Here is an 18050-nt window from a genome sequence, read left to right on the forward strand (position 1 = left end):
CTGATTAGCCGCGCACAACTGACCCCACGTCACGGAGGACGTCACATCGAGATGGAACTGTTACAGCAATCCCTGTTTATCCCCTGTGGCGCACATCAACTGCATGTGCGTCACATACAGCCGCGGGTGGCGGTACATGGCGAGCCAATCCTGATGGTGCACGGCGCCATCGAGAATGGCCGCATCTTTTATACCGAATCGGGCAAGGGACTGGCCTGCTTTCTGGCACGCCACGGTTATCAGGTCTATGTGGCCGATCTGCGGGGGCGGGGCTTGAGCACTCCGGCCATCGCCGAGCAGTCGGAGCATGGCCAGCATGAGTTGATCACCGAGGATCTGCCCGCTTTGCACCGCTGGATTGCGGCGCGTCACAGCGGTTTCAAGCTGCACTGGATGGCCCACTCCTGGGGGGGCGTCATCATGGCCTCGACCCTGGTGCGTTTTCCTGAGCTGATCGAGCAGATCGCCAGCTTGGTGTTTTTTGGCACCAAGCGCGGGGTATCGGTACAAAACCCCGAGCGCTGGTTGAAGGTGGACCTCATCTGGAATCGACTGGCGCCCTGGCTGGCCCGTCGCACCGGTTTTCTGGCGGCCCGCCGTCTGAAGATGGGGGCGGATGACGAACCGCTGCGCTACTTGCAGGAGACGATTCCCTGGGTCAAATGCGGCCCCTGGAAGGACCCGTACGACGGCTTTTCCTATGACGAAGCCGCGGCGCGGGTCAACTGGCCGCCGCTCTGGATGATCTCGGCCAAGGCTGACAAGGTGCTGGGTCACCCGACCGATGTGCGTCGTTTCACTGTCGAGATGGGGTCAGCTGCGCGCCACACCCGGCTTGGCAAGGATAACGGCAACCGGCTCGATTACGATCACATCAATATGCTGACTGCGCCGCAGGCGCAGGAGGATCACTTCCCGCAGATCCTCGCATGGCTGCTTAACCCGCAGACGGCGTGATGGCGAGACAAGGCTGGTTTGCCTGGTCGATATCCGCGCTTGGGCCGGTTCATTGGCATGAGTTGCCGCTCAATTGATGGGCGGGGTGATGCCGAGCCGGAACAGGGTGGCCTGACTGGTATCGGTCAACTCACCCACGCCCACCACGCTCCACAGCTCCTCTTCCAGCTTTTTGGCCTTGTGAATGGCGAACTTGGCGATGTAGTCCAACTCGTTGGCGATAAAGTTGGTGTCGGGTCGTCCGGTGCGGGATATGCCGACCAGCACAGAGTAGAAGTCCCCCTGGCGCAAGGCCTGTTCGATGAAGCTGCGTTTTTCCGCCAGGCTCTGAAAGCTGCTGGCCAATCGGCTGGTAAACACGGGCAGGCCGGCTGGCGAGTGCAGGCTGGCGATGTAGACCTCTTCCTCCTGGGGCTTGTCCTCACGCTCGATGGCGCGCAGCGGGTTCATGACCAGCTGTTTGAGCAGGTCTCCCTGGAACAGGGGATAGAGGTTGTCTTGATCGCTGCGCTCGGCATAGGCCCGCAGCAGACGTGACAGGCTGCGTGTATGAGGGGCATGGCCGATGGAGGCCGGTCTCGGAGCTCCTTTCAGTTTGTTGATGTACACAGGGGTACTGAAGACATGGTGGGTGTAGATGTTGCGTAGCGCCCTGGCCATGCCGCGATAACGGCGCTGTTCCTGCGCCGCCTTGAGTTTGTTCTGGTTGCTTTCGATCAGCAGGCTGAAGAACTGGCGGCCGGTATGGCGCTCCGGGTCCCCCTCGATGCAGAGATGCAGCACAGTCCGTGTCTGGTTGATGCTGACCAGCCGGTAGGAGAGGTGTTGCAAGTCCATGCTCTTGGAGAGCTCCTGCAAACGGGGCAAGGCGATGGTGACTATGTCGTCTTTCGCGCAATCGATCGCCTCTTCCAGCTCTATCTGCATGCCGTGGGCCGAGATGTCGCGGGTCCAACCTAGCCATGCCTTGCCATTATGCTTGATGGCCACGGCAGTCTTGTGGATGTAGCGTGCCTCTTTGCGCAGTTGAACATAGTGCAGCGTCTCGATTTCAAAGGGGGCCGCCCCTGTATCGTGGCCGAAGCGCTGCAACTCGTTGGCGTTGTGCTGCAAAGTGGCGTCGTATTGAAACTCTTCCCGCTGGTTTTCAAGGCCAATCTCCTGCAACAAGCCGACATGGCTTATCTGCTTGAGCCGTTCTTGCAGCAGCATGTCCTGCAACTGCAGGCTCTCCTGGTTCTGTTGGCTGGCTAGATCTGCCTCGTGCAGCGCGCAGCGTTCGAGGCTGAATTTATAGACGCGCCAGCTGGGCCGACGAGCACCAACCTGGAAAAACAGTGAGGTCAGGCCGCTCTGCTGCAACTCTTCCAGGGTGGCGGAGAAAAAATAGAGGTGGCTGCGAACCGAGTGGGTGAAGCTGTAGATCAGGGTCTCACGCAAGGTACCCGCTGCGGGCAGCAGGGACTGCATACGGGCTGCCGAAAAGAGGCTGGCGAGCATGTCGCGGTTCTTGGCATCGCGCCAGTATTCGAGAATGTGCTGGTTATTCTCGGTGCGAAGGGCAATCTCGAGGCTGGGGCTGTCTCCCGAGCCGAAGAACAGCGGCATGCCGGTCATGCGAGGCAGGTAGAACTGCTCGTAGCCCTTGATGATGGCGGCCGACAGCAGGTAGTCGACACTGACCCGATAGCGGCTCTTGTTATTCTCGATAAATTCCGTGAGGAAGGCATCAAAACCCGGGTGCTCACCTGTCTTGACCAGCCTCAGCCAATATTTCCCCTCCTTGCTCTCTTCCCCCAGGATCTGGTAGCTGACCGGTTGGTGCAGGACTGGGTTGGGATGGTCCCGTTCCAGGCCGGTAAAGAAGACTTCGACCTGGGCCCCGGTCTGGTAATTGGGCAGATAGGAGACAGAGACGCGAATGCCGCCGATGGAGAGATCCGAGCTTTTGGCAAACAGCTTTTCTCCATCGGCAAACTTGATCACCACGGGAGAGCTGAAGTGCATTCGCTCCTGACGTCGACCATAGTAGCTGGCGAAGGGAATGGCATTGACGTCGAATTGTCGAAAGGGGCTGGTGGGCGGCTGCAACTGATTGTCGCTCTTGTGCTGGTGGTGCTTCTGCCAATATTGCAGCGTCTCGTAAACGCCGAGGGTGTACAGATCGCGATAGAGATAGCATTGGGACTGGAACAGGCCTATGGCCTCGGCAGGCATGAAGTGGGTGACCCCTTCAAACTCATGAACCAGACACTCCTCTCCCAGTTCGTCACGCATGTCGATGACCCGCCGGCAGGGAGTACATCTGCGCTTGATCTCCATCTTGATCAGAAAACGGCTGTTGCTGTTTTCACCTTGAGTCAGGCGGTTGAAGATGTCATCGAAATCTTTTTCTCTGAGCAGAGGAATGAGCTGTTCGATCAGGTGTTGTTGTTGTTCTGAATCCATGTGTTCCTGCCACGGAAAGTCATTTTTCCGATTCTGGGTTTGATCTGTCGGTCGCAAACAAGTATATCAAGCAGGAATTCATCCTGTCCCCGAGTTATCCATGGCCAAAAATAAAACTGCCTATGTTTGTACCGAATGTGGTGCCGACTTCACACGCTGGCAAGGCCAGTGTGGTGAATGCAAGGAGTGGAACACCATCACCGAGGTTCGTCTGGGGTCGGTGACGCCGGGCAAGAACGCCCGCTATACCGGCTACGCTGGCGCCATCGGCAGTCAGGTACAGACGCTGGCGGAGATCGCCACCACAGAGATCCCCCGCTTCTCCTCGGGTTTCAAGGAGCTGGATCGGGTGCTCGGCGGTGGTGTGGTGCCGGGTTCTGCCATCCTGATCGGCGGTAATCCGGGGGCGGGCAAGTCCACTCTGTTGCTGCAGACCATGTGTGGTCTGGCCGAGCGGATGAAGACCCTTTATGTCACGGGTGAAGAGTCGTTGCAGCAGGTGGCGATGCGCGCCGGCCGGCTGGGATTGCCCACTGACAAGCTGCGGATGCTGTCGGAGACCAGCGTCGAGCAGATCTGCATCATAGCTCAGCAGGAGCAGCCGCAGATCATGGTCATCGATTCCATCCAGGTGATGCATGTGGCGGATGTGCAGTCATCCCCCGGCTCCGTCTCCCAGGTGCGGGAGGCCGCGGCCCTGTTGACCCGTTATGCCAAGCAGAATCACGTCGCCATCTTCATGGTGGGCCATGTCACCAAGGACGGCACCCTGGCAGGCCCCAAGGTGCTGGAGCACTGTGTCGACTGCTCAGTGCTGCTGGATGGTGCCAATGACTCGCGTTTTCGCACCCTGCGCTCCCACAAGAACCGCTTCGGTGCCGTCAACGAACTCGGCGTGTTCGCCATGACGGGGCAGGGCATGCGCGAGGTGAGCAATCCCTCAGCCATCTTCCTCAGCCGGGGTGAAGAGCAGGCACCTGGCTCCATCGTCATGGTGATCTGGGAGGGCACCCGGCCACTGTTGGTCGAGCTGCAGGCGCTGGTGGATTACTCCCAGCTCTCCAATCCGCGTCGGGTGGCGGTGGGGATGGATCACAACCGGCTTGCCATGCTGCTGGCCGTGCTGCACCGCCACGGCGGGCTGCAGATGGCGGATCAGGATGTCTTCATCAACGTGGTGGGGGGCGTCAAGGTTGAAGAGACCAGTGCCGATCTGGCTCTGTTGCTGGCCATGGTCTCCAGCTTTCGCGACCAGGCCTTGCCCAAGGATCTGGTGGTCTTTGGCGAAGTGGGTCTGTCCGGCGAGATCCGGCCCGTGCCGTCCGGTCAGGAGCGGTTGCAGGAAGCGGCCAAACACGGTTTCCGCCGTGCCATAGTGCCCTACGCCAATGCACCCAAGCACCCCATTGAAGGGATGGAAGTGGTACCGGTGAAGAAGCTGGCAGATGCGCTTGAGGCGTTGTAACCCCCCATCCAGCGCAGTTTGCACAGCGTGAAGATTCAGCAATAAAAAGGAGCGCAAACTGGCGCTCCTTTTTATTGATTCTGGACTGGGGCTCAGGGATGAGGATGTTCCAGGTGCTCGTCCAGCAGTTGCTCCAGTTCACGGTGGAGCAATTCCTCGTCGCCGACATTGAGCTCTATCATCCGCTTGAGGTGGGTCGCACTGTCGATATCGATATGGTGGCAGTAGAACCCCAGTTTCTTGCTGGCTTCATGGGTCAGCTCCACCTGCATCTTGATCTCGATGTCGCTGCCGCTCAGGACAAAGCCGAGTTCATACTCTTTGTTATCACGGCTCTCCCAGTCATCGGGCCGGATCAGAAGCGCCCCTTGCAGAGAGACATCGACCAGTTGGGTCCGCCATGTTTTATCTCCCTGGACGAGGTCGGCCATGGTCAAGTAGAGGATCCGTGAGAAACGGCGACGCTCGGACATTATCATCTCCTGTCAGCAATAGGGATTAGCGCTATAAGGTCATGACATAGAGTGTAATGCACCTTGCGCATCAGGATCTTGAACTGGCTCCGAAATTGGATATCAAACCCGTTGGGCGCTGAGTGACTCTACCACTTGCAGTGCCTTGACCAGCCGATCTTCCTGTTTGAAGCGATCCTCCAGCACAGGTCCCAACTGATTCAAATCCTCATCAAGCAGCAACATTTGAGCTTCGTCTGCGTTGCTGTACTTGTCGTTGAATTCCAGTGCGAATTCAGTGCATTCCCGAATATGGGGATAGATGCGCTTGGCCAGTTCCAGCTTGTCACCGCTGGCCTGTTCAAAGGCGGCGACCACATGGTTGTAGATCTCGAAGTGACCGGCGCTGACGTAGTCGACAAGCTGATCGCAAAAGCGTTGCAGCTCGGATGGACTGGGCAGTGAGCGTTGCTTGTTGCGGGCGGGGGTCAGCCCGGCGAGCCGCATGTATTCGACCAGCAGTGCCTGCCTGGCATCCAGCCAGTCATCGATAGCACGGTGTTTTCCTGCCAATGCGCGCTTTGTTTTTTCCAGTTCAGTTAACATAATCCCTCCGTGGGGCATAGGCATGGAGTGCTATCGCTACAGGCCTCCGGCCTTTCTTATTGACTGACGACACTCCCTATAACTAGGGAAAATCCGGTTGACCGTCAATAGGTGTATGGGGATATTGTTACGTCAGGTGGTGTTTTGGCTACAAGACGTCATCATTTGTTCTCCCCTTCCTGTCGCTTACGATAACGAAGTGGCGAGATATGTGACTATTTCCGCAGATCTTGATGAAAACCCCAGCATTCAAGCCAATCTGGCTGATAAAGCCTTTGCCTGAGTGTTTTTTTTTGAATAGAGTGGCCCGGTGCTAAATGCCCGATCATAAAGGAAATGTTATGAACAAAGCTCAACTTGTCGATGCAATTGCAGCCAAAGCAGATCTGAGCAAAGCTCAGGCCAAAGTGGCTCTGGAAGAGATCATCAATGGTATTACCCAGAGCCTGAAAGAAGGCGATGCCGTGCAGTTGGTGGGTTTTGGTACCTTCAAGGTGAACCATCGCGCGGGCCGTACCGGTCGTAACCCGCAGACTGGTAAAGAAATCCAGATTGCAGCCGCGAATGTGCCGTCCTTTGTGGCAGGCAAGGCGCTGAAAGACGCCGTCAAGTAATCGTGCAAAACCCGGCGCCAGCCGGGTTTTTTATTGCCATCGTCAGCGGAATTTGTTTCAGATACACTCAAGATATGGCGTGCGCCGTAGTGAGGTGGATGATGGAACAGAAAAATGCCATTCGGCAGGTTGCCGTACCTTGGGCTCCGTCCCGCCAACTCCCACCAGGCCTGGTTGTGGCCGAGCTTCATCAGGATATCTGGAGTGACTCCCTGACCGTCATGCTGGGTCGGGCGCGCAGTATCGATCTGCCGCCACAGATCCTGTGTCGAGTCTATTTTCGTCATATCTTCGCCGTTCGGGTCATGGAGGACTGTGATCTGTCGGAAGGCAAGGAGAGCCATGCCATCGAGGAGCAGATCCAGCTCATCACCCCGTCCCGTTTCGCCAGCTGGTTCCATCAGGAGTCGGAGGGTCTGCATCTGGATGAGGATCTGCAGCACTATCGCATCTCGACCTGGGACTACTGTGCCGACGTACTGACATCATTTGCGCCCGAACTGCAGTTTGTGGACAAGGGGGAGTAGCTCAGGAGCGATGGCCCCATAGAGAAAAGCGGGTAACACCTAGTGTTACCCGCTTTTTCATTGGTTGGCAGGGAGGTGACAAGGATCAGCTCAGCAAATGATCCTTGTGCAGGCCCAGCACGATCAGCAGACCGAGAAAGTAGAAGGCGCTGAGCTTGATGCCGAGGATGGCCAACAGTCCGGCACAGAGCCGGACGACTGCCTTGTGCAGCCATGAACCCGTGAAGCGGTACATGATTACTCTACCGATTCGGCGCTGGCGAATTCCGGCACCTTGGCCATGGCATCCAGCACGACTTGAATGCCGGCGCCCTGCTTGCAGGCGTTCTCGCTAAGGTGACGACGCCAGGCACGGGCTCCCTGCATGTTCTGGAACAGGCCCAGCATGTGGCGGGTCATGTGGGAGAGGTAGTTGCCTTTGGCCAGCTCCTGCTCCATGTAGGGGAGCATCATTCGCACCACCTCATGGCGGCTCGGGATCTCGCTCGCCAGACCGAACAGCTGACTGTCTACCTGCGCCAGTATGTAGGGGTTCTGGTAGGCCTCACGCCCCATCATGACCCCATCCACCTGCTGCAGATGTTCCAGCGTTTGCTCGAGGCTGGTGACACCGCCGTTGAGGGCTATGGTCAGCTCGGGATAATCCTGTTTGACCCGATAGACGCGGGGATAGTCGAGTGGCGGGATTTCGCGGTTTTCACGTGGGCTCAGACCACTGAGCCATGCCTTGCGGGCATGGACGATGAAGGTATCGCAACCGGCATCGCGCACCTGCTCGATAAAGGCCTGCAAAAATTCGTAGGAGTCCTGATCGTCGATACCGATCCGGGTCTTGACCGTCACCGGGATATCGACCACATCGCGCATCGCCTTGACGCAGTCGGCCACCAGCGCCGGTTCACCCATCAGGCAGGCACCGAAGCGGCCATTTTGAACCCGATCGGACGGGCAGCCGACGTTGAGGTTGATCTCGTCATAGCCGCGCTCCCGGGCCAGCTTGGCGCAGTGGGCCAGATCCGCCGGATTGCTGCCACCCAGTTGCAGGGAGACGGGGTGCTCCTGCTCGCTGTAACCCAGATAATCTCCTTTGCCATGGATGATGGCACCCGTGGTCACCATTTCGGTATAAAGCAAGGTCTGGCGGGTCATCAGACGGTGGAAATAACGGCAATGCCGATCGGTCCAGTCCAGCATGGGGGCGATGGAAAAACGCTGCGCCTGCATAAAAATCATCCGGGTTGGCTAAACAAAGGGGCAGGATTTTATCACAACGTGAGGCAGCCCCAGAAAATGAATTTTGTCGCCGCGCCATGCGAGGCCCTGTGGTAGTATCCGGCTAATAGAAAGGGTATTTGCGTGATCATGAATCAAGACCAACTTTTACAACGAGCCGAACGACTCTGCGAACAACGCGGGATCCGCTTCACCCCTACCCGGCGCCAGGTATTCACTCTGCTGGCCGCCCACGGCAACGCCATTAGCGCCTATGATCTGCTGGCTCAACTGCAGCAAACCGAGGCTCATGCCAAGCCGCCGACTGTCTATCGAGCGCTCGATTTTTTGCTCGAGCAGGGTTTTGCCCACAAGGTGGAGTCGCTCAACGCTTTCATATTCTGCTGTCATTTTGACCATGCCCATCCGATGCAGTTGCTTATCTGTGACGAGTGCGGGGATGTGGTAGAGCTTCATGACACTGCCATCGATAGCGCGTTTTCCGAGCAGGCCCATCAGCATGGCTTTACTATTACCAATAAGACAATAGAGGCACATGGACAATGTGCTCGCTGTACGCCCACTGTAGGAAGTCAACATGAAGGCTGATTTTGTAAACCCATTCCTGCTTTCCCTGCTTAATGTGCTTTCTACCATGGCACAGTTGGAGCTCAGACCAGGGAAACCCAAGCGCAAGATGGACGAACTGGCGCGCGGCGATGTCTCAGGTCTTATCGGCATGGTCGGCCCGCAGACCCGGGGTTCCCTCTCCATCAGTTTCGAGAAGGGACTGGCACTGGAGATCATGCGCCGCATGCTGGGTGAAGCCCCGGCGACCATCAATGAAGAAGTGACCGACATGGTGGGCGAGATCACCAACATGGTGACCGGCGGCGCCAAGCGCATGCTGGGGGAGAAGGGGTACGAGTTTGATATGGCGACCCCCATCATTGTTTCGGGTCCGAACCACACCATTACCCATAGGGCCGACGGCACCAAGATCATGATGCCGTTCGAGTCAGACTACGGTCGTGCCACCATCGAAATCTGTTTCGAGTAATGCTATGTGGAAAGCGCTGAAATGGCTTTTCATCGGCTGGGTTTTGCTACTCATATTGTCTGATGTCCAGATCAGCACCTCGCTCTACAAGTACGACGACAACAAGGTGGTAGTGAGTTTTCCGCGCTGGCAGGCAGACAGGCCCTGGGGCACGTTTCAGTGGCATGCCGGTCGGATTGAGACGCACTGGTATGGCCTGGAAGGCAAACCCAAACCGATAGTCCCGCTGCTTTGATGTTGTGGTGACGGATCAGAGAAAAGAGAGAGGCCAGCATATGCTGGCCTCTTTTTATATCGGAACAAATTGTTGTCAGGCGGCTTCGGCAGCCAGCTTCTCGCTGGAGCGCACCGCCATGCCCAGGCCACAGGCCAGCAGGGTCGGCAGCAACCAAGCCAGGCCCTTGTCAAACAGTGGCAGGAAGGCAAAGGCATCCATCTTCATGCCGGCAGCACCCAGACCATCCAGGCAACCGAACAGGAACGCCACCATCAGGACAGAGCGAAATGCCAGACGGGGACGACCGAAGTATCCCTTCAGGAAGGTGACCAGCACCAGTGCCACTGCGACCGGATAGATGGCAACCAGCACAGGGATGGAGAGGCTGATAAGCTGGCTCAGACCCACGTTGGCGACGATGGCGCAGATGGTACCCAGCAGGACAACCAGCTTTTTGTAGCTCATGCCTGTGAGATTGTGGAAGAAGTCGGAGCAGGCGGAGATGAGGCCCACTGCGGTAGTGAAGCAAGCCAGAGTGATGATGCCGGCCAGGATAAACTGACCCGGTTGACCGAACAGGCTCAGCACATAGGCGTTGACGATGGCGCCGCCATTGCTGACATCGGTGGCAACCCCGGCTGCGGTATTACCCAGCTGGAACAGGGAAACATAGACCACGGACAGACCGATGGCAGATATAAGGCCTGCAATGGCCAGATATTTGAACTGGCTCTTGTAGTCGTTGATCCCCTTCTGGCGCAGCAGATCGATGATCAGGGCACCAAACATCAGGGAGGCCAGGGTATCCATGGTGTTATAGCCTTCCAGGATCCCCTTCACGAACGGGCCCTCGAGATAGTCACCGGTGGCGCTCGGTATTGTGCCTTGCGGTGCGACGAAGACGCCGACGGCCAGGGTCAGCAACAGTACCATCAGAACCGGCATCAGGTATTTGCCGATGGTATCCATCAGCTTGCCCTGATTGAGGGAGACCAGTATGGCAATGCCGAAGAAGATCACTGTATAGGCGGCAAGACCGGCTTGACCCATATCACCGATAAAGGGCTTGAGGCCCATTTCATAGGCAACCAGACCGGTACGGGGAGCAGCAAAGGCTGGGCCAATGATGATATAGATGGCCACGGCCAGTGCTGTTGCCAGTCCGGCAGGCAGAAATTTGGTCATGCCAGCCCAGCCATTGCCCGCTTTGGCAACAGCAATGATGGTGATGAGGGGCAGGCCCACGGCTGTGACCAGGAAGCCCAGCATGGCCAGAGAGAGGTGCTCACCTGCCATGTAGCCTGCCAATGGCGGGAAAATGATGTTACCGGCGCCCAGATAGAACGCAAAGGTCATGAAGCCCAATCCGAGTACATCGGATAATGTGAGTGATTTCGTCAAGTTCAACCTCGTCTGTCTTGTAAACTATTGCTTGTTATAGTTTTTTATTGGTCAGTGACCGGCGTTGTTCAGGGGGAAAAAAAAGGAGCCCCGCGTGTTTTTTCATCACAACCAGTGGTTTGAGCTGGTCTGGAGCGGGCGCTCGTTTGAGAGTCAGCATAATGGCGTGAAAAAATAGTTCAAGACGAAATTTACATCTTCAAATAGAAGGGGTGGGTCAGTTGGATGTATCTGTCGGAATAGGCTCCCCCAGCAGAATGGATCACAATCTCACCCTGCTCACACCTGTTTAATCCTCTGCCAAGTAGCAATAAAACACGATTTGCCTCTTTCCCGGCTCTGGTGATAACAGCTGTATAACAAACCCCATGCAGATCATAATCTGCCGAGATGCATAAAATTTCATCGGCCATGGCGGTCGGCAACACCAGCGCGACTTGTCCGACAGGGGTCAGCAAGCGATCGCATGCTGCCAGCAGATCCCGGCTGTCGAGGGAGCCTGTATGTCGAGCCAGTGCCCTGGCAGGGTCGCGCAGAGACTGGCCTGCTCCAAAGTAGGGAGGGTTGGAGACGATAAGGTCATAGGGGGTCGCCTGATAATCCTGAATGGCGCCCTCCATGATGTTGATCCGGGTTTCCCAGGGGGAGGCCGCCACATTCTCTCTGGCCTGAGTCGCTGCATTCATATCCAGCTCCACCGCATCTATGATGCAGTCGGATCTGCTGCGTTGGGCCAGCATGAGTGCAACCAGGCCGCTACCGGTACCTATGTCCAGTACCCGGCGGGTGTCGGCCACCGGTGCCCAGGCGCCCAGCAGTATGCCGTCCGTGCCGACTTTCATGGCGCAGCGGTCGTGCTCGACGTGAAACTGTTTGAAGGTAAAGCCGCTATTTCGTCCCATCTGACCCCCGCCATATGCCAGTTACACACAAAATGGTCGGCGATTATAGCGACTAAGCCACAGTCACCATAGGAGCCGACGGCATAATCGCCTATAATCTGCCGTTTCCTTAATGACCGAGTATTGCCATGAGCCAGTCCTTTGATGATTTCGACCTGCATCCAGCCCTCAACCGGGCCTTGGCCGAGATGGGATTCACCCGCCCGACCACCATCCAGCAGATGGTGTTGGAGCCAGCCCTGGACGGCCGCGATATTCTGGCATCCGCTCCGACCGGTACCGGCAAGACGGCGGCCTTCGTGCTGCCTGCCCTGCAACATCTGCTGGATTTCCCGCGCCGCAAGCCGGGCCCGTGCCGCATGCTGATCCTGACCCCGACCCGCGAGCTGGCGTTGCAAGTTACTGCCCACGCCAAGGCGCTGGCGGTGCACACCAACCTCAGCATCGAGACCATCATTGGCGGCGTCAGCCACGAAGAGCAGCTGCCTGCCCTGACCAAGACCACCGACATAGTGGTCGCTACTCCGGGCCGTCTGCTCGAGTACATAGATAAAGAAGAGTTCGAGAGCCACGACATCGAAGTGCTGGTGCTGGATGAAGCTGACCGCATGCTGGACATGGGTTTTGTCAAGGATGTGAATCGGATAGTGGCTGAGGCGCGCTATCGCAAGCACACCATGCTGTTCTCTGCGACCCTGGAAGGGGCCGGGCTGGAGAAGTTTGCCAACGAGATCCTCAACGAGCCGGTAGAGCTGCATGCCGAGCCGCCCCGCAGCGAACGTCGCCCAATTACCCAGTGGGTACATCTGGCCGATGACGCCGCCCACAAGCTGGCTCTGTTGATCCACATCCTCAAGGATCCGGAAACCCAGAAAGCCATCGTCTTCGTCAGAACCCGCGAGCGCCTGGCAGAACTCTCTGGCCAATTACAGGCTGCGGGTATTCCATGTGCCTGGATCCGTGGCGAGATGGAACAGAGCAAGCGTGTCGAGTCGATCCGCAAGTTCCATGCAGGGGAAGTCCCCTTCCTCGTTGCCACCGACGTTGCCGCCCGTGGCATTGACCTGCCCAACGTCAGCCATGTCATCAACTATGACATGCCCTATGGTACAGACGTCTATGTGCACCGCATAGGTCGTACCGGTCGTGCCGGCAACCGTGGTTGCGCCATCAGCCTGGTGGAAGCCCACGACATGGGCATGGTCGCCAAGATTGAACGTTATACCGAAGAGCGTCTCAAGCGCCGGGTGATCGATGAGCTGCGTCCCAAGCACAAAGAAGCACGAGTGCCGGTGAAGAAGAAAAAGCCGAAGGATGGCAAGAAGAAGAGTGCCAAGAAGAAAAAGAAGTAAGCCATACCTGCAGCAACGGCCATCCTCGGATGGCCGTTTTGCCAAGTGGATCCTGGATGGCGGAGTAGCGCGGGAATCGCGCGCAGAAAAAAGCCGACGCATAGACGTCGGCTGATAAAAAGTGCTTACAACAGAGGATTCACGTATTCAGACCCGGGGATCCTGAATTTGGTTCCCTCTTTCTATAATTAATTTTCGGCACGTTTAAACATCAGGGTATGAGCGTCAGACTCTTCTGGCACGAAGTAGTAACCATCGACGTTGAAACCAGTCAGTTGCTCAACCTCGGTCAGCCTGTGTTTGATGATGTGGCGGGCCATCATGCCGCGCGCCTTCTTGGCGTAGAAGCTGATGATCTTGAACTGGCCATTCTTCTCGTCCTTGAACACAGGGGTGACGATCCTGCCCTTCAGGGCTTTCGGTCGTACCGACTTGAAATACTCGTCAGAGGCCAGGTTGATCAGCACCTCGTCCCCCTGCGCCGTCAGCGCTGCATTGATGTGCTGGGTAATCACATCCCCCCAGAACTGGTAGAGGTCCTTGCCGCGACTGTTATCGAGCCGGGTCCCCATCTCCAGCCGATAGGGCATCATGAGATCGAGCGGGCGCAGTACGCCGTAGAGGCCGGAGAGCATGCGAAGGTGCGCCTGGGCAAAGTCGAAATCCCCGTCGCTGAAATCTTCTACGGCAAGCCCTGTGTAGACATCCCCCTTGAACGCAAGCAGCGCCTGGCGGGCATTGTCTGGATGGAAATCAGGTTGCCACTGGGCAAAACGGGCGGCATTGAGGCCGGCCAGCTTGTCGCTGATCTTCATCAGGCTTGCGATCTGATCCGGTGTCAGCTGGCGGGCCCGGGTGATCAGCTCAGCCGAATGATCCAGCAATTGGGGTTGGGTGAAACGGGAGGTCACCAGAGGCGACTCGTAATCCAGCGTCTTGGCCGGGGAAACCACAATCAGCATAACGATCCTTTATAGCGGTGACACACGTCCCTCATTCATCCAGGGTGACGTTGTCGAGTGTGCCTGCACCCATCTGCTCACGGCCGGACAGCTTGATCAGCAGTCGCAGGTCGTTGGCTGAGTCGGCATGGGCAAGGGCCTCACTGTAGCCAATTTGGCCGGCACAAAACAGGGTAAACAGCGCCTGATCGAAGGTCTGCATGCCAAGCTCGGTGGATTTGGTCATCACCTCCTTGAGACGATGAACCTCGCCTTTGCGGATGATATCCGTGATGAGCGGCGTGTTGAGCAGTACTTCAAAGGCCGCGAAGCGGCGGCGACCATCCAGGCTTGGCACCAGTTGCTGGGCGACGATGGCGCGCAGGTTGAAGGAGAGATCGAACAGTAATTGACGGTGTTTCTCCTGCGGCACCAGATGGAGGATGCGATCCAGCGCCTGGTTGGCATTGTTGGCGTGAAGGGTCGCGAGGCAAAGATGGCCGGTCTCGGCAAATTGCAGTGCGAACTCCATGGTTTCCTGGCTTCGGATCTCGCCGATGAGGATAACGTCAGGGGCCTGGCGCAGGGAGCTCTTCAGCGCCACATCGAATGATTCTGTATCTATGCCCACTTCCCGCTGGGTGATCAGACTGCGGCCGTGCTGATGCACGAACTCCACCGGATCTTCCACCGTCAGGATATGGCCATCCGCATTCTGGTTTCGATAGCCGATCATGGCTGCCTGAGTGGTGGACTTGCCCGTTCCGGTGGCACCGACGAACAGCACCAGGCCGCGCTTGGCCATGGCTACCTCCTGCAAGATAGGCGGCAGGGTCAGTTCGTCAAAGGTGGGAATGCGTGTCTCGATACGGCGCACCACCATGCCCGGCAGCTCCTGCTGCCAGAAGGCACTCACCCGAAAGCGTCCCAGTGCCTCGCGGTGGATGGCGTAGTTGCCCTCCCTGGTGCGGATGTAGCGCTCGAAATGCTCAGGGCTGAGCGTTTCCCTGACCAGGGTCAGCGCGCTCTGCTTGTCGAGCGCTTCGCTGCCGAGGGAGAACAGATGCCCGTTGATCTTGAGGGTGGGGGGCGTACCAACCGTGATGAACAGATCCGAGCCTTTGCGTGCGACAAGTTCGGCCAACAGGGCATCCAGATTCATAACGACTCCTTCCTTAGATTCGTTTTCCGTTGTGGTTACACGCTATTGGGGTCGACCGCCTTGGCCTTGGCATCGAGTGACGCAACTACACCACGGCTGACCAGCTGCTTGAGGCTCTGATCCATGGTCTGCATGCCGTGGGTCATCCCGGTCTGGATCACCGAGTAGAGCTGGGCGATCTTGTCCTCACGGATGAGGTTACGCACCGCCGGAATGCCCATCATGATCTCGTGTGCCGCCACCCGGCCGCCACCAATGCGCTTGAGCAGGGTCTGGGAGATAACCGCCCGCAGGGATTCGGAGAGCATGGATCGCACCATGTCTTTCTCCGCACCGGGGAAGACGTCGATGATACGGTCGATGGTCTTGGCTGCCGATGAGGTGTGCAGGGTGCCAAACACCAGGTGGCCGGTTTCGGCCGCCGTCATTGCCAGGCGAATGGTCTCGAGGTCACGCATCTCGCCCACCAGTATGATGTCCGGGTCTTCCCGCAGTGCCGAGCGCAGGGCGTTGCTGAAGCTCTTGGTGTCCCTGTGAACTTCCCGCTGGTTCACCAGACAGCGCTTGTTCTCGTGCACGAATTCGATGGGGTCTTCGATGGTGAGTATGTGGTGATGGAAGTTCTCGTTGATGTAGTTGACCATGGCCGCCAGTGTGGTGGACTTGCCCGAGCCGGTCGGTCCTGTCACCAGTACCAGGCCGCGCGGGTATTCGGAGATCTTGCGGAAGATTTCGGGAGCATCGAGATCCTCCAGGCTCAGCACCGTGCTGGGGATGGTGCGGAATACGGCCCCCGAACCGCGGGATTGCTGGAAGGCATTGACCCGGAAGCGGGCCAGATTGGGGACTTCGAACGAGAAGTCGACCTCGAAGTTCTCTTCCAGTTCCTTGCGCTGGTGGTCGTTCATGATGTCGTAAATGAGGGCATGCACTTCCCTGTGTTCCAGGGCGGGCAAATTGATCTTGCGAACCTCACCATCAACCCTGATCATCGGGGGAACCCCGGCCGAGAGGTGTAGATCCGAGGCTTTATGCTTTACACTGAAAGCCAATAACTCTGTGATATCCATAGACTTGTCATTCTCCCATCACAAGATCACTAACGAAATATGAGCCAGATTGCCCAGCACCTGCTTCAGGTAAAGGAACGTATTGTACAGGCCGCTCGCCGGGCGGAGCGCTGTGTCGATCACATCAACCTGCTTGCAGTCAGCAAAACCAAGCCGCTTGAGGCCATTCGCGAGGCCTATGCCGCCGGTCAGCGACGCTTCGGTGAGTCCTATGCCCAGGAAGCGGCGACCAAGATAGATACACTGCGCGAGCAAGCCGTCTGTACAGACATAGAGTGGCACTTTATCGGCCCCTTGCAATCGAACAAGTCCCGGCTGGTGGCCGAACGGTTCGACTGGGTACAGAGCGTGGATCGTGACAAGCTGATCGCGCGTCTCAACAACCAGCGTCCAGCCGGGTTGGCGCCGCTAAATATCTGTCTGCAAATCAATATTAGCGGAGAGAGCAGCAAATCCGGAACGTCGGAGCAAGAGATTTTCCGGCTGGCAGAGCTGGTCTCCCACAGTGAAAGGCTGGTATTGCGGGGGCTGATGGCCATTCCGGAACATACCAGTGACGAAGCGGTATTGGCTGCCCAGATGGTGCGCATGCAGACTCTGTTCACCGAGCTTGCGCAACAATACCCGAGCGTCGATACCCTCTCGATGGGGATGACCGAGGATCTCGAACTGGCCATCGCCCATGGCAGCACCATGGTGCGGGTCGGTACCGCCATCTTCGGTGCCCGTGACTATTCATAAGCAAGACCACCTGATGCAATATGGAACCCTCGCCTTTATCGGCGCAGGCAGTGCAGGTGTGTGCAGCCATTTCATCCACAGGAGTGTTTGATGCAGCAGAGAATCCTCGCCTTTATCGGCGCAGGCAATATGAGCCGCAGTATCATTGCCGGCCTTGTCCAGGCGGGTTATCCGGTCGAGCGTATCATCGCCGCCAATCCCAGCCGCCCCAAGCTGGATGCGCTGGCGAGCGAATATGGCATTCGCATCACCCAGAATAATGCCGAGGCGGCCCGCGAGGCCGACGTCATAGTGCTGGCGGTCAAGCCCCAGCTGATGGCGGGCATGCTGAGTGCGCTGGTCGGTGAGCTGGGGTCCCTTGAGGGCAAGCTGCTCATCTCCATCGCGGCCGGTATCAAGGTGGTGCGTCTTGGCGAGATGGCGGGCGGTCACGCTCGCATTATCCGTACCATGCCCAATACCCCTTCTCTATTGGGGTTGGGCATGACGGGTCTCTATGCCCCACCCGGGGTTGAGCAAGCCGATCGCGACTTTGCCGAGCAGATGATGCAGGCCGTGGGCAAGACCCTCTGGACTGCGCAAGAGTCCGGCATCAATGGCGTGATAGCGGCGGCCGGCAGTGCGCCCGCCTACTTCTTCCTGTTCATGCAGGCGATTGCCGAAGAAGCGGAGGCCATGGGCTTCAGCCCCGAGCAGGCCCGCCTGCTGGTGCAGCAGACAGCCCTTGGCGCCGCCGCCATGGTGGAGCAGAATCCCGATTTGTCGCTGCAAGCCCTGCGCGAGCAGGTGACCAGCAAGGGGGGCACCACGGCCGAGGCCATCAAGACATTCCAGGAACAGGGGCTGATGCCGCTGACCGCTCACGCCATGCAGGCAGCCGTTGCACGGGCTGCCGAGATGGAAACTCTTTTCTGAACACTCTT

General features: G+C 57.7%; 20 protein-coding genes. 10 read left to right on the plus strand and 10 right to left on the minus strand.

Annotation, left to right across the window (positions count from 1 at the left end; genetic code table 11):
- Positions 1-51 precede the first annotated feature (51 nt).
- Positions 52-957: an alpha/beta hydrolase family protein gene (locus tag AC1P02_RS08155; RefSeq protein ID WP_485184892.1), complete on the plus strand. Its 906-nt coding sequence runs from the start codon at positions 52-54 to the stop codon at positions 955-957.
- A 69-nt stretch (positions 958-1026) separates the two neighbouring features.
- Here the strand turns inward: AC1P02_RS08155 and AC1P02_RS08160 are convergent, their stop codons facing one another.
- On the minus strand, positions 1027-3405 hold the full coding sequence (locus tag AC1P02_RS08160) for a PilZ domain-containing protein (protein WP_485184894.1): 2379 nt from the start codon (positions 3403-3405) through the stop codon (positions 1027-1029).
- Between the two features lie 100 nt (positions 3406-3505).
- On the opposite strand from AC1P02_RS08160, the gene radA reads away from it, so the two are divergent.
- Positions 3506-4870 carry a DNA repair protein RadA gene (gene radA / locus AC1P02_RS08165; RefSeq protein WP_005320438.1) on the plus strand — a complete coding sequence of 455 codons (1365 nt, stop codon included), beginning with the start codon at positions 3506-3508 and terminating at the stop codon, positions 4868-4870.
- A gap of 92 nt (positions 4871-4962) precedes the next feature.
- On the opposite strand, the gene AC1P02_RS08170 is transcribed toward radA, so the two are convergent.
- The gene (locus AC1P02_RS08170; protein ID WP_485184896.1) at positions 4963-5343 is read right to left on the minus strand and encodes a PilZ domain-containing protein; all 381 of its coding nucleotides are present in this window, start codon (positions 5341-5343) and stop codon (positions 4963-4965) included.
- Positions 5344-5445: 102 nt separating this feature from the next.
- Positions 5446-5928, minus strand: a complete 483-nt coding sequence (locus AC1P02_RS08175; RefSeq protein WP_005320446.1) for an Rsd/AlgQ family anti-sigma factor — start codon at positions 5926-5928, stop codon at positions 5446-5448.
- Positions 5929-6269: 341 nt separating this feature from the next.
- Here AC1P02_RS08175 and hupA point away from each other — a divergent pair, with 341 nt between their 5' ends.
- Both hupA and AC1P02_RS08185 read left to right on the plus strand, forming a co-directional pair.
- Positions 6270-6542 carry a nucleoid-associated protein HU-alpha gene (gene hupA, locus AC1P02_RS08180; protein WP_005305063.1) on the plus strand — a complete coding sequence of 91 codons (273 nt, stop codon included), beginning with the start codon at positions 6270-6272 and terminating at the stop codon, positions 6540-6542.
- Positions 6543-6643: 101 nt separating this feature from the next.
- Positions 6644-7069: a hypothetical protein gene (locus AC1P02_RS08185; protein WP_005320448.1), complete on the plus strand. Its 426-nt coding sequence runs from the start codon at positions 6644-6646 to the stop codon at positions 7067-7069.
- Between the two features lie 85 nt (positions 7070-7154).
- Here the strand turns inward: AC1P02_RS08185 and AC1P02_RS08190 are convergent, their stop codons facing one another.
- Entirely contained in the window at positions 7155-7304 is a 150-nt protein-coding gene (locus AC1P02_RS08190) for a hypothetical protein (RefSeq protein ID WP_021140465.1), read from the minus strand.
- A gap of 2 nt (positions 7305-7306) precedes the next feature.
- Positions 7307-8293, minus strand: coding sequence for a tRNA dihydrouridine(20/20a) synthase DusA (gene dusA / locus AC1P02_RS08195; RefSeq protein WP_058395320.1), 987 nt, complete (start codon positions 8291-8293; stop codon positions 7307-7309).
- Between the two features lie 138 nt (positions 8294-8431).
- Here dusA and zur point away from each other — a divergent pair, with 138 nt between their 5' ends.
- From zur to AC1P02_RS08210, 3 genes are read left to right on the plus strand one after another with little or no spacing between them, the layout of a single operon-like run.
- On the plus strand, positions 8432-8890 hold the full coding sequence (zur, locus tag AC1P02_RS08200; RefSeq protein ID WP_005320451.1) for a zinc uptake transcriptional repressor Zur: 459 nt from the start codon (positions 8432-8434) through the stop codon (positions 8888-8890).
- Positions 8880-9341 carry a chemotaxis protein CheX gene (locus AC1P02_RS08205; protein ID WP_005320452.1) on the plus strand — a complete coding sequence of 154 codons (462 nt, stop codon included), beginning with the start codon at positions 8880-8882 and terminating at the stop codon, positions 9339-9341. The genes zur and AC1P02_RS08205 overlap by 11 nt, the downstream gene beginning before the upstream one ends.
- A gap of 4 nt (positions 9342-9345) precedes the next feature.
- On the plus strand, positions 9346-9576 hold the full coding sequence (locus tag AC1P02_RS08210; protein WP_005320453.1) for a hypothetical protein: 231 nt from the start codon (positions 9346-9348) through the stop codon (positions 9574-9576).
- A gap of 75 nt (positions 9577-9651) precedes the next feature.
- Here AC1P02_RS08210 and brnQ read toward each other — a convergent pair whose 3' ends face one another.
- The gene (brnQ, locus tag AC1P02_RS08215) at positions 9652-10914 is read right to left on the minus strand and encodes a branched-chain amino acid transport system II carrier protein (protein ID WP_005320459.1); all 1263 of its coding nucleotides are present in this window, start codon (positions 10912-10914) and stop codon (positions 9652-9654) included.
- A 236-nt stretch (positions 10915-11150) separates the two neighbouring features.
- A complete protein-coding gene (locus AC1P02_RS08220) occupies positions 11151-11861 on the minus strand; it encodes a tRNA1(Val) (adenine(37)-N6)-methyltransferase (protein WP_059112464.1) in 711 nt (236 codons plus the stop codon).
- A 128-nt stretch (positions 11862-11989) separates the two neighbouring features.
- On the opposite strand from AC1P02_RS08220, the gene srmB reads away from it, so the two are divergent.
- Positions 11990-13213, plus strand: coding sequence for an ATP-dependent RNA helicase SrmB (gene srmB / locus AC1P02_RS08225; protein WP_005320462.1), 1224 nt, complete (start codon positions 11990-11992; stop codon positions 13211-13213).
- A 188-nt stretch (positions 13214-13401) separates the two neighbouring features.
- Here srmB and yaaA read toward each other — a convergent pair whose 3' ends face one another.
- From yaaA to tapT, 3 genes are read right to left on the minus strand one after another with little or no spacing between them, the layout of a single operon-like run.
- On the minus strand, positions 13402-14175 hold the full coding sequence (yaaA, locus tag AC1P02_RS08230; protein ID WP_087757148.1) for a peroxide stress protein YaaA: 774 nt from the start codon (positions 14173-14175) through the stop codon (positions 13402-13404).
- 31 nt (positions 14176-14206) lie between these two features.
- Positions 14207-15316 carry a type IVa pilus ATPase TapU gene (gene tapU / locus AC1P02_RS08235; protein ID WP_021140458.1) on the minus strand — a complete coding sequence of 370 codons (1110 nt, stop codon included), beginning with the start codon at positions 15314-15316 and terminating at the stop codon, positions 14207-14209.
- Positions 15317-15351: 35 nt separating this feature from the next.
- Positions 15352-16386 (minus strand): type IVa pilus ATPase TapT, encoded by a 1035-nt coding sequence (gene tapT / locus AC1P02_RS08240; RefSeq protein ID WP_005320466.1) that lies wholly within the window; start codon positions 16384-16386, stop codon positions 15352-15354.
- Positions 16387-16425: 39 nt separating this feature from the next.
- Here tapT and AC1P02_RS08245 point away from each other — a divergent pair, with 39 nt between their 5' ends.
- Both AC1P02_RS08245 and proC read left to right on the plus strand, forming a co-directional pair.
- Complete coding sequence (locus tag AC1P02_RS08245) at positions 16426-17127, plus strand: YggS family pyridoxal phosphate-dependent enzyme (RefSeq protein WP_265466461.1); 702 nt, start codon at positions 16426-16428, stop codon at positions 17125-17127.
- A gap of 90 nt (positions 17128-17217) precedes the next feature.
- Entirely contained in the window at positions 17218-18042 is an 825-nt protein-coding gene (gene proC / locus AC1P02_RS08250; protein WP_485184905.1) for a pyrroline-5-carboxylate reductase, read from the plus strand.
- Positions 18043-18050 lie beyond the last annotated feature (8 nt).

The sequence above is a fragment of the Aeromonas sp. TS_SC_11 genome, assembly GCF_057318915.1.

Coding starts and splice junctions, on each gene's coding strand:
- AC1P02_RS08155 (WP_485184892.1), top strand. CDS start 52: ATGGAACTGTTACAGCAATCCCTGTTTATCCCCTGTGGCGCACATCAA.
- AC1P02_RS08160 (WP_485184894.1), bottom strand. CDS start 3,405: ATGGATTCAGAACAACAACAACACCTGATCGAACAGCTCATTCCTCTG.
- radA (WP_005320438.1), top strand. CDS start 3,506: ATGGCCAAAAATAAAACTGCCTATGTTTGTACCGAATGTGGTGCCGAC.
- AC1P02_RS08170 (WP_485184896.1), bottom strand. CDS start 5,343: ATGTCCGAGCGTCGCCGTTTCTCACGGATCCTCTACTTGACCATGGCC.
- AC1P02_RS08175 (WP_005320446.1), bottom strand. CDS start 5,928: ATGTTAACTGAACTGGAAAAAACAAAGCGCGCATTGGCAGGAAAACAC.
- hupA (WP_005305063.1), top strand. CDS start 6,270: ATGAACAAAGCTCAACTTGTCGATGCAATTGCAGCCAAAGCAGATCTG.
- AC1P02_RS08185 (WP_005320448.1), top strand. CDS start 6,644: ATGGAACAGAAAAATGCCATTCGGCAGGTTGCCGTACCTTGGGCTCCG.
- AC1P02_RS08190 (WP_021140465.1), bottom strand. CDS start 7,304: ATGTACCGCTTCACGGGTTCATGGCTGCACAAGGCAGTCGTCCGGCTC.
- dusA (WP_058395320.1), bottom strand. CDS start 8,293: ATGCAGGCGCAGCGTTTTTCCATCGCCCCCATGCTGGACTGGACCGAT.
- zur (WP_005320451.1), top strand. CDS start 8,432: ATGAATCAAGACCAACTTTTACAACGAGCCGAACGACTCTGCGAACAA.
- AC1P02_RS08205 (WP_005320452.1), top strand. CDS start 8,880: ATGAAGGCTGATTTTGTAAACCCATTCCTGCTTTCCCTGCTTAATGTG.
- AC1P02_RS08210 (WP_005320453.1), top strand. CDS start 9,346: ATGTGGAAAGCGCTGAAATGGCTTTTCATCGGCTGGGTTTTGCTACTC.
- brnQ (WP_005320459.1), bottom strand. CDS start 10,914: ATGACCTTTGCGTTCTATCTGGGCGCCGGTAACATCATTTTCCCGCCA.
- AC1P02_RS08220 (WP_059112464.1), bottom strand. CDS start 11,861: ATGGGACGAAATAGCGGCTTTACCTTCAAACAGTTTCACGTCGAGCAC.
- srmB (WP_005320462.1), top strand. CDS start 11,990: ATGAGCCAGTCCTTTGATGATTTCGACCTGCATCCAGCCCTCAACCGG.
- yaaA (WP_087757148.1), bottom strand. CDS start 14,175: ATGCTGATTGTGGTTTCCCCGGCCAAGACGCTGGATTACGAGTCGCCT.
- tapU (WP_021140458.1), bottom strand. CDS start 15,316: ATGAATCTGGATGCCCTGTTGGCCGAACTTGTCGCACGCAAAGGCTCG.
- tapT (WP_005320466.1), bottom strand. CDS start 16,386: ATGGATATCACAGAGTTATTGGCTTTCAGTGTAAAGCATAAAGCCTCG.
- AC1P02_RS08245 (WP_265466461.1), top strand. CDS start 16,426: ATGAGCCAGATTGCCCAGCACCTGCTTCAGGTAAAGGAACGTATTGTA.
- proC (WP_485184905.1), top strand. CDS start 17,218: ATGCAGCAGAGAATCCTCGCCTTTATCGGCGCAGGCAATATGAGCCGC.